The following is a 9,808-nucleotide window of genomic DNA, read 5'->3' on the forward strand; positions in this document are numbered from 1 at the left end:
TTCTCCTGTTCTTTGACAAGCCTCCCTGAATCACCATACAATTTGCCTACATTGTAACATCATCAGCGCAGGCGCAGTGCCGGGCAGGTAGGCAGCAATGGTATCGAGCTAGTAGAAATGCAGGCCTTACTACTCCGGAAAATTGAGGAGCTGACGCTGCACCTTATCCAGTTGGAAAAAGCCAACGAGGCCCTGAACGCCCGGGTAGGAAAACTGGAAAACTAACCCTGACCCGCTATGAAACATCTTTTCCACTTCCTGGCCTTACTGGCCCTAGGCCTGGGCAGCCGGGCCACGCACGCCCAGGCCCCTACCTTCGACTATGCCGTGACCTGTGCCAGCGGGGACGGTCGCACCACTAACGGATGGGGTCCTACCGCACTGGTGGCAGACCGGCGCGGCAACACCTATGTGGCTGGCCAGTTCGAAGGCACCATTGCCCTGGGCAACACTCTACTCTCGGTTTCTCCTAGTTTCTATGGCGTGTTTGTGGCCAAGCTCGATGTGGCAGGTAACTACGTCTGGGCTGTGCAAATCAACGACGGGCAGCAAGCCTTAGCCAGTGCCCTGACCGTCGATAGTGTGGGCGGAGTATACTTGGTGGGCACGTTTCGTAGCCACAGCGTGCAGTTCGGCCCCGGTGGGCCCGTGCTCTTCAACTCCAGCGCCAACAACGAGGGCTTTGTCGCCAAATTCGACGCCGCCAGCGGGCAGTGTTCCTGGGCCCGCCGCGTGGGCGGCACCGGGCCAGATGAACTTAATAAGGTTGTCGTGGGACCGGCCGGCGACCTGTACGTGCTCGGCAGCGTGGCTACGGCAACGACGGCCGGACCTTTTCCGCTGGCCGGTCCGATGGTGTATCTGGCTAAGCTGAACCCCGCCGGCACCTGGCTCTGGGCACGGTCGGTGGGCGCCGGCGCCGAGCACCTGGCCATCGATGCCCAGGGTGACCTGTACGTGGCCGGCTCTTTCAGCAGCACGGCCAGCTTCGGAGCCATTACCTTGACCACGCGAACCGTACCGGGCTCATACTATGACCAGTATGGCCATGAGCTGTTCGTGGCCAAAACCAACGATGCGGGTGCCTGGCTCTGGGCCGTACAGGGCGATGCCGTGACGCAGCGGAATATTATCTTCCCCTTTTCCCTGGCCTACGACGGGAGCGGGCACCTGTACGTGGGCGGCTATTATGTGAGCGCGGCGGCCCGCATCGGTGCTACCGTGATGCCCAACCTGAGCGCGCGGCTGCCCTCGCCGCCCAACAGTCCGGTGTACTACCCCAACAACTACGGCGCCGATGCCTTTGTGGCCCGGCTCGATGCCGGCACTGGGCAGTGGGACTGGGCCGTGCGCAACGGGGGAGTTGGTAACGAGGGAGTCGTTAACACCGTTGCCGACGCACGCGGGCAGTTACACCTAACGGGCAACTTGCTCGACCCTACCCCAAACGCAGGTAGATTTCAGTTTGCGCGCCTGGACGGGGCCACAGGCACCTGGCAGGGCTTCTTCCCCCTGGACACGGTGTACGTGACGGCCCTGGCCCTGGACGGACGGCAGCGCCTGAACATGGCCGGCGGCTTCCACTCCCGCACCGTGCGCTTCGGCCCCCACGTGCTGGCCAGCGCCGGGCCCGGCACCACCACCGGCTTCGTGGCCCGCGCCGCGGCTACGCCCCTGGCCACTACCCGCCCCACGGCCCAGGGCAACACCGGCCTGCAGCTCTGGCCTAACCCGGCCCAGGGGGCCGTGTGGGTGCAGGGGCCGCCCTCTGGCCAGCGGGTGACGGTGCTCGACGTGCTGGGGCGCCCGCTTGGGGAGGGCACCATGCCCGCCGCCGGTCCCCTGCGCCTGCCCCTGGCCCTGTCCCCCGGCCTCTACCTGGTGCGCGCTGGCCAGCAGCTTCAGCGCTTGGTGTTGGAATAGGCAGCAGCAGGTCACAATGCGTCGGCAGCTCGCTTTTGCCCCTGCCGCGCCCGGGTGTGCTGCAAAACCACTGGCTACGGCAGCAGCCCGGCCCAATAGCTTCACTCGTACAAAAAAGCCCCAATGCCAGTTCTGGCGTTGGGGCTTCTTTATGTCTGGGTTTATCTGGCTTCTGAGTGCTAGAGGACGGATGGCCGCGTTCCGCTGCGCTTCACTCGCCATGACACGCTTTTTTGCTCATTGGTCATTGTTAATTGCTCATTGACCACTACCCTCACGGCTCATAGCCCCGGTTGTCCTTAAACTGCTTGTTGTACTTGGCTTTCTCCTTGCGGGCCTTTTCCACTTTTTCGGCTTCCAGGATTTCGGCCATCTTGCGGCGCTCCTTGCCGGCGCGGGAAAACTCCTCGTAGAGCAGGCTGACGGGGCTGGCCAGGGTGGGCGTGGGCACGGCCTTGGGCGCGGTGGAGTCGACGGCAAACAGCGGCTTGGGCTTGGGGGGGCGCTTCACCTGGCTTACCACCGGCGGCTCGGGCCGCTTCACATTGCGCAGGGCCCGGTTGATGATGGCGCGGTCGGCCCGGTCGCCGGTCACTTTCACTTCGCCCAGCTGCACGCTGTCGCGCAGCAGCTGCACGCGGATGATAAGCTGGGAAAGGCCGGTGTTGCCCAGGGGCATGCGCTGGGATTTAAAGCCCAGGGCCCGAAATAGTAGGGTATCGGTGGGCAGGGCCTCGATGGAAAAAGCCCCGGTAGCCGAGCTCACCACGCCGCTGCGGGTGCGCAGCACCTGCACCGTGGCGCCAGGCACCGGCTGCCGGTTGTCGGCCGAGGTGATGGTGCCGCTTACCCGCAGCTGGGCCCGGGCCGGAGCGGCCAGCGCCAGCAGCAGGGCCAGGGCCAGCAGGCCGCGGGGCCAGTCGGCAACGCAGGAAAGGACTTTACTCAAAACAGCAGCATTCATCAACCACCCTAACACAAAACTGCCACAAAGTAGCGCAACAGGGAGGCAAAAAAAACCCGCACCGTTGCAGGTGCGGGTTCCAAATCGACAGAAAGGCCTTATCCGTCGCTATTTGATTTTCGTTTTTTCGCCGTTCTCAGGCTTCATTTTCACGGTGCCGTCGTCGCCGTCCACCTTCAGCTTGTTGTCCTGGGCGTCTTTGATTTTCACGTCGCCGTCCGACTTCACTTTCACCTTGCTGCCATCGGCCGACTTCATCTTCATCTTGTCGACGTCGCTCATGCCGGAGGTGGGTGTGCCCGAAGTGCTGCCCGTGTTCGAGCCGGTAGCATTCATATCCGAGCCAGTGCCGGATGCCATATCAGTCGACACGCTGGGCTCCTCGTTCTCCATGGAGTAGTAGGTGTTGCGGCTCGACTCGTAGGCCCGGTACTGGGTGGGGTCGGTAAAGATGGTTTTGAACTCGGCGTCGGTAGCGGCGTTGGCGTCGCGCATGGCGGCGGCCATGCCGGTAGTGTCGGTGGCGTACTGGCTACGCATGCCGCCCACGCGCTGGGCCCGGGTCAGGTACACGGTGCGGATGCGCTCTTTGGTGGCGTCGTCCGAGATTTTCATATCGGCCACCATTCTATCGGCAATGCGCTGGGCCCGGGCCTGAATCATGGCCTCGGTGTCGGCCGCCGACATGGCCGAGCCACTGGTTTCGGTGGTCGTGGTGGTATCAGTGGTGGTTTCGGTGGTTTTTTCCTGCGAGCAGGACGAAAAAGTAAGGGCAGCGGCGCCCGCGAGAATCAACAGGGAATTTTTCATGGGAAAGGATAGGAAAAAGGAAATCAACCGTAAGTGGTTGCCGGCGCTTTACGCAAGCCCCACGGTAGAAGTTGCTTAGGCTCTGCTCTTGTCCATGGCTACCTGCTGATTAGCCCGCTCCTGTTACGCCCGCCGCAGCTCAAACACGGTGATTTCGGGCAGGAAGCCCACCCGGCCCGGGTAGGCCAGGTAGCCCAGGCCAGTGTTCACGTACAGCCGCTGCCGGCCCTGCTCGTAGAGGCCCGCCCACTGCTTGTACACGTACTGCACCGGGCTCCACTTCAGAAAGGGCAGGTTCACGCCGAACTGCATGCCGTGGGTGTGCCCGCTCAGGGTGAGGTCGATGTCGGGGTAGTTGAGCACCTCGGCTTCCCAGTGCGAAGGGTCGTGGGAAAGCAGAATCTTGAAGGGCGCATCGCCGCTGCCGGCGTGCGCCTTGGGCAGGTTGCCGTAGCGCGGGAAGTTGGCGTGGCTGCTCCAGTTCTGCACGCCCAGCACGGCAATCTTATCCTCGCCCCGCGTGATAATGTGGCTTTCGTCGTTGAGCAGGCGCCAGCCCATCTTGGCGTGGTTCTGCATCAGCCGCTGCAGGTTGGCTTGCTTTTCCTCGCGGCTTTCCCACTGCACGTAGTCGCCGTAGTCGTGGTTGCCCAGGCTGGAAAACACCGGCAGCGGGGCCTTTATTTTGGACAGCGCCGCCATATGGGGCTCCACCTCGGTGGCGATGTTGTTGACCAGGTCGCCGGTCATCAGCACCAGGTCGGCGCCCTGCTGGTTGATGAGGGCCACGGCCCGCTCCAGCGGCTCGGTCGAGCTGAAGCTGCCGGTGTGCAGGTCGGAAATCTGCAGCACCTTAAAGCCGTCGAAGGCCGGGGGCAGGTTGGGGTAGCGCAGGGTCACGCGCCGCACTTTGTAGTCGGTGGCGCCTTTCAGCATGCCCCAGAGCAGGGCCGTGAAGGGAATGGCACCCAGGCCCAGGGCCAGCTTGCTCAGGAATTCGCTGCGCGGAATGGGCTCGCCGGGGCTGCCGGCCGGCCGCGTCACTAGGCCGGCTACCCAGCGAATGAGGCGGGTGAAGTCTTCGAGCAGCAGCGGGATGATAACGAACAGCTTGCCGGCCAGCAGCAGCAGGGGCAGGCTCATCAGGTAGCTTTTCAGGTGGGTGTTGCCGGTTTTGCGCGTGCTGCCGGCCCAGAACGCCACTATCCAGACCGTGAGCGAGAGCAGCCAGTAGCCAATGGCCACGGCCCGGCGCACATTGGCGGACTGGTGCTGGGTAATGGTGCGGACGGCCTGAAAGCCATACCATTCCGACAAAAACAGGGCGGATATAATCAGCCAGAAAAGCATTCGGTTGCGCATACAAGAAGGTAAAACGGCCAGCTGCCGCCCTTTGTTAAGGAGGGGCTGGCCGCAACGCAAACGCGAACCCGCCGATTTTACTTTACTTTTCCTGCCTACTTCCTATTCTACCTATATGGAGCTGATTAATTCTGGCAGCGAAGAAACCGCGCCCCTGCCCCCCTACACCACGCCCTCTTCCTTTGGCATCAAGAGCTGGGCCGAGGAAGACCGGCCCCGCGAAAAGCTCATGGGAAAGGGCCGCGCCGCCCTCTCCGATGCCGAGCTGCTGGCCATTCTCCTCGGCTCGGGCACTACCAAGCTGTCGGCCGTCGACGTGGGCATGCTCATGCTGCAGGCCGTGGGCAACGACCTCAACGAGCTGGCCCGCCAAAGCGTGAAGCAGCTCTGCCGCCACCCCGGCATCGGCGAAGCCAAGGCCATCACGGTGGTGGCCGCCCTGGAGCTGGGCCGCCGCCGCAAGGAAGCCGACGCCCCGGCCCGCGTCACCATCACCTGCTCGCGCGACATCTACCAGCTGGTGCGCCCCCAGCTCATGGACCTGCCCCACGAAGAGTTCTGGGTGGTTCTGCTGAACCGCGCCAACGTGGTGATGCGCAAAACCGCCATCAGCCAGGGCGGCGTGGCCGGCACCGTGGCCGACCCCAAGCTTATCTTCAAGGAGGCGCTGGAAAACCTGGCCAGCAGCATCATCCTGGTGCACAACCACCCCAGCGGCAACCGCAACCCCAGCGCCGCCGACATCGCCCTCACCCGCAAGCTCAAAGAAGCCGGCAGCTTCCTGGACCTGCCCATTCTCGACCACCTCATCTACACCGACCAGGGCTACTACAGCTTCGCCGACGAAGGCATGCTGTAAGCGGGAACTTTTGCGCCGTGGCCGGCCTATTGCTTGTCCTGCCCGCGCCAGCGGGGCGGGAAGCCTGCATGCGCCTCCACCTGCTCGTCCTCCTTGTCGCCCTGCCGCCTGGCCTTGCTGCCTCCGGCCAGTCGCGCACCATGCTGTACCCGCCGCCCAACCCCGACGTCGTTTGCTGGCAGCCGGGCGTGAAGCTGCGCTGGAAAGACTTTGCGGCCCGCAGCTTTCCTGCGCACCTCTCCTACCCGGGCAGCGCCCGGCTGGCGGCCTGCTGCACCGCGGAAATTGCCGTGCTGCCCTACCGCGACGAGCACGACCGGCCCACCCTGCTGGTGGAGTCGTTCTTTGTGAAAAGCAAGTCCTGGGTAAGAGACTCCACCCGCTTCGACAACCAGCTGGTGCTGGCCCACGAGCAGCTGCACTTCGACATCAACGAGCTGTTTGCCCGAAAAATCCGGCAGAAAATAGCCCAGCACCACGCCGGCACCCGCGCCAGCCCCGGCCTCGACCTGCAGGACGAAATCGGCCTGCTGCTGAAAGCCGAGAATGTATTCAACCAGAGCTTCGACCAGGAAACCCACCAGGACCCTTCCCTGCCCCGCCTGCAGAAGTGGCAAGCCCTGGTAGCGCGGGAGCTGGCCGCGCTGCAGGAGTATCAGTCCACGGCCTGCACCTGCGGGCAGTAGCGCCGCAGGTGTTTACGGAAGTTTAATGCCAGCGTCCTGCAGCGCTTATAGCCGCGGCCGCCCTAATTTCAGGGTTGTTAGAACTGTTTATAAGCTGATGTACCCTTTTTCAAACAGCTAAAAGTTAAAATGCCTACTGGCTGCTTTTTAACTTTTAACGCTCCACTTTTAACTCGGTACTCTGACCTGAGAACTGATTTAGCTGCCGCAGCTGCGGTGGCCTCCCCTATGCATAAGCTTCTGACGCTTCTATTCACCTGCTGCTTGGCTACCGGTTTAACGGCCTGGGCGCAGCTGCCATTGCAGCCGGCCCCGGTCTTGCTGGAAGGCAAGCCCGCCTTTACCTTACAGATTCCCCAGGGCCACGCGCTGAGCGTAGCGGCCCAGGGCCTGGAGCGCCCCCGCTTCTTCGCAAAGTCGCCCGATGGGCGGCTGTTTGTGACCGACCTGCACAACCTCGACGACAACAAGGCCGGGCGCGTGCTGCTGCTCGATAACTGGAGCGAGCAGGAGCACCGCTTTCTGAGCGTGGTTCCCTTTATGGAGCGGCTGCACAACCCCAACCAGATTGCCTTTTACACTGCCCAGGGCAAGCACTACCTCTACGTGGCCGAAACCGACAAGCTCACGGTTTTTGACTACGTGCCGGGCTCCCAGAAGCAGGCCGGCGAGGGCCGGGTTATTGCCCGGTTTCCGGCCTACGGCTTAAGCTACAAGTACGGCGGCTGGCACCTCACCCGCAGCCTGGCCATTCACCGCAACAAGCTCTACGTCAGCATTGGCAGCAGCTGCAACGCCTGCAAGGAAAAAGAAGCCTGGCGGGCCTGCATCGTGGAGATGCAGCCCGATGGCAGCCGGGCCCGGCTCTATGCCACCGGCCTGCGCAACGCCGTGGGCCTGCAGTGGGTCAACAACCAGCTTTGGGTAACCAACATGGGCCGGGACGGGCTGGGCCCCGATACGCCCCAGGACGTGCTTACCACCGTGCGCGACCAGGGCTTCTACGGTTGGCCCTACTTCTATCAGTACCGCCAGCAGATAAGGCCCGACGACTACTTCAAGGACTCTACCCGGGCGCCGGGGCTGCGGGTAGAAAAGCCGGGCCTGTGCGGCTTCCGGGCGCACTCTTCCCCGCTGGGCTTGTGCTACTTCACCAACTACGCCGACAGCCTGCTCAACCAGCGCATGCTGGTGGCCCTGCACGGCAGCACCACCGTGGGCCGGCAGCGCGGCAACGAGGTGGTGATGGTGACCGGCCGGGACCGGTACGTGCCCGTCGTTACCGGCTTTCTACAGGGCAAAACCGAAGCTCAGCGCTACGGCCGCCCTTGCGATGTAATGCAGTGGGGCCCAAACGCCTTTCTTGTGAGCGACGACAAAAGCGGCGTCATCTATTACATCTGGAAGAAGTGAGCCTGGGCCTGCTTGAGCACTTGCAAATAGAGCCGTAGCAGGCACCCGATTAAAGCACGAAGCCCCACCAAGGAGCACCCCGCCCGACGGGGCGCTGCCTTGATGGGGCTTTGTGTTTTCAGGCCAGCGGGCTGCTTAGTCCTGCGTTTCGAGGATAAAGTGTGCGCCTGCCGACGACAGGCCGGGGATATAAAACTGTACTGGCACGTTTAGGGTGCTATTAGCGCCTATCAGCAAGGGCTGGGAAACACCGTTTACCACTGTCAGCTCCTGCCGGGCATTAAAGGGCTCATTCGGAACCGTCTTTATCGGCTTGGTCACCACCTGCCGGGTGCTGCCGTTGAACAGCATGGCCCCGTTGTAGAGCAGGCCCCGGGTGGCAGTATGGGCGTTGGAGGCAAACCATACCTTTACCCGGCGCGGGCGAGCCAGGGTGTTTTGCAGGCGCAGCGTCACATTGTACTCGTGGCCATAGTTGCCGTTGGTACGGTAGGAGGAGTCGAACAGGCGCAGTATCTGGCCGCTGCCGTTGCGGTTGGCCGGCGCCGTTTGCACGTAGGGGCTGGCAACAGTTTCCTCATACCCCGCATAATTAACCGAAATGCCGATGTGGCCGATGCCGCCGGGCAGCGGTACGTTGGGGGTGGCCGTCACCTTGGAGAAGCCATACACGCCGGCCTCAGTGCCAAAGTCTTTGACGGTAGGCGGCTTGATATTGCCCGTGGCCGGGCGGCGGGTACTGGGGTTATGCGCCAGCGACAGGCCTTCATCAATCCTGTCGGTGTTGGTGGCCACCACATACGTGAATACGCCGGGCGATGCCGCGTTTACCAGCAGCGTGCCATCCACGCTGCCGCCGCTGTTGAGCCGCTTCAAAGCCAGGAGCACGGCGCCCCGGGCCGGTATGGTTTTGCTGGTGACGGTGCTGGGGAGCCTCAGCATGTTTTCCGTCACCATGTAGTAGTTCGACTTGCCGAGAATTCCCCGGGAATCACCGGCTTCAGACGAGGTGAGGATGGAGCCTCGATAGGATACCGTGATGGGGTAAGCGTGCGGGTTCACGGCCAGCACCTGCAGGTAGGCTTGGGTAGTGAGGCCGTTGTAGTGGCTCACGTAGATGTTGAAGTTGCCGCTCAGCCAGGCGTTGTTGCCACCCCGGCTGGGGTGGGTGTAGGTGTGCTGCGTCAGCCAGCCCGTGCTGGTGAATTTCTCGGGGTTGTTGCTTTTCACGATGGGGTTGCCGCCCAGCGTCACGTTGGGCATCGCCCGCTGCGAGCCAAGCGGCACAATGCTACCCGTGAACCGGCCAGCAGTCCAGTTGCTGGCCGCGATGGCAGGGGCGGCCACCAGGTCGGCGCTCACCGCGTCGGCCTCGGTGGTGAGGGCTGCCAAAGCGGGAGCCTCTGCTTCCTCGTGGGAGCAGCTGCTGGCCAGCAGCAGGCTGGCAGCCAGGCCCAGGGTAGGGTAAAAGGCGCTGCGAACGCCGCGCCGGGCACTTTGAGCAGGTGTCTGCTTTTTCATTTTGGTGATGGTTAATGGAATTTTCTGCGTACTGTCGTAGCAATAAGTCGGGCCAGGCGGCGTGTAGCTACCCCGCGGCCAGGGCGCCCTACTGCTTGAAAGGGCTGCGTGCCAAAATCAATCAATCCAATCGCAACTCATTGATTACGAATGATTAATCGACAACACAAAGGTATAGAACAGCCTATGTGGCTGTTGCAGAACCAGTTTTCGTAGAGGGAAGATGCAAGGCAAGAAGCTGTTTCTCGACAAAGAGGTGACGCGCTTTCG

At 62.6% G+C, this 9,808-nt stretch carries 8 protein-coding genes; 4 read left to right on the plus strand and 4 right to left on the minus strand.

Features of this window, described 5'->3' with window-relative positions; genetic code table 11:
* Positions 1 to 237 precede the first annotated feature (237 nt).
* Entirely contained in the window at positions 238 to 1,923 is a 1,686-nt protein-coding gene (locus ABD919_RS00360; RefSeq protein ID WP_345232741.1) for a hypothetical protein, read from the plus strand.
* 274 nt (positions 1,924 to 2,197) lie between these two features.
* Here ABD919_RS00360 and ABD919_RS00365 read toward each other — a convergent pair whose 3' ends face one another.
* From ABD919_RS00365 to ABD919_RS00375, 3 genes are all read right to left on the minus strand, one after another.
* Positions 2,198 to 2,872: a carboxypeptidase-like regulatory domain-containing protein gene (locus ABD919_RS00365; protein WP_345232743.1), complete on the minus strand. Its 675-nt coding sequence runs from the start codon at positions 2,870 to 2,872 to the stop codon at positions 2,198 to 2,200.
* A gap of 123 nt (positions 2,873 to 2,995) precedes the next feature.
* The gene (locus ABD919_RS00370; protein ID WP_345232745.1) at positions 2,996 to 3,697 is read right to left on the minus strand and encodes a hypothetical protein; all 702 of its coding nucleotides are present in this window, start codon (positions 3,695 to 3,697) and stop codon (positions 2,996 to 2,998) included.
* Between the two features lie 123 nt (positions 3,698 to 3,820).
* A complete protein-coding gene (locus ABD919_RS00375; protein WP_345232747.1) occupies positions 3,821 to 5,059 on the minus strand; it encodes a metallophosphoesterase in 1,239 nt (412 codons plus the stop codon).
* A gap of 115 nt (positions 5,060 to 5,174) precedes the next feature.
* On the opposite strand from ABD919_RS00375, the gene radC reads away from it, so the two are divergent.
* The 3 genes from radC to ABD919_RS00390 all read left to right on the plus strand — a co-directional run bounded on the left by radC (position 5,175) and on the right by ABD919_RS00390 (position 8,017).
* The gene (gene radC, locus ABD919_RS00380; RefSeq protein WP_345232748.1) at positions 5,175 to 5,918 is read left to right on the plus strand and encodes a RadC family protein; all 744 of its coding nucleotides are present in this window, start codon (positions 5,175 to 5,177) and stop codon (positions 5,916 to 5,918) included.
* Positions 5,919 to 5,986: 68 nt separating this feature from the next.
* Positions 5,987 to 6,604, plus strand: coding sequence for a hypothetical protein (locus ABD919_RS00385; RefSeq protein WP_345232750.1), 618 nt, complete (start codon positions 5,987 to 5,989; stop codon positions 6,602 to 6,604).
* Between the two features lie 264 nt (positions 6,605 to 6,868).
* Complete coding sequence (locus ABD919_RS00390; protein WP_345232752.1) at positions 6,869 to 8,017, plus strand: PQQ-dependent sugar dehydrogenase; 1,149 nt, start codon at positions 6,869 to 6,871, stop codon at positions 8,015 to 8,017.
* A 135-nt stretch (positions 8,018 to 8,152) separates the two neighbouring features.
* Here the strand turns inward: ABD919_RS00390 and ABD919_RS00395 are convergent, their stop codons facing one another.
* Positions 8,153 to 9,538: a hypothetical protein gene (locus ABD919_RS00395; RefSeq protein ID WP_345232754.1), complete on the minus strand. Its 1,386-nt coding sequence runs from the start codon at positions 9,536 to 9,538 to the stop codon at positions 8,153 to 8,155.
* Between the last annotated feature and the right edge of the window lie 270 nt (positions 9,539 to 9,808).

Source organism: Hymenobacter saemangeumensis, assembly GCF_039541835.1.
Taxonomy (GTDB): domain Bacteria; phylum Bacteroidota; class Bacteroidia; order Cytophagales; family Hymenobacteraceae; genus Hymenobacter; species Hymenobacter saemangeumensis.

Bases quoted from the DNA above. Each gene is read 5' to 3' on its own strand.
- ABD919_RS00360 (WP_345232741.1), top strand. From the start codon at position 238: ATGAAACATCTTTTCCACTTCCTGGCCTTACTGGCCCTAGGCCTGGGC.
- radC (WP_345232748.1), top strand. From the start codon at position 5,175: ATGGAGCTGATTAATTCTGGCAGCGAAGAAACCGCGCCCCTGCCCCCC.
- ABD919_RS00395 (WP_345232754.1), bottom strand. From the start codon at position 9,538: ATGAAAAAGCAGACACCTGCTCAAAGTGCCCGGCGCGGCGTTCGCAGC.
- ABD919_RS00385 (WP_345232750.1), top strand. From the start codon at position 5,987: ATGCGCCTCCACCTGCTCGTCCTCCTTGTCGCCCTGCCGCCTGGCCTT.
- ABD919_RS00370 (WP_345232745.1), bottom strand. From the start codon at position 3,697: ATGAAAAATTCCCTGTTGATTCTCGCGGGCGCCGCTGCCCTTACTTTT.
- ABD919_RS00375 (WP_345232747.1), bottom strand. From the start codon at position 5,059: ATGCGCAACCGAATGCTTTTCTGGCTGATTATATCCGCCCTGTTTTTG.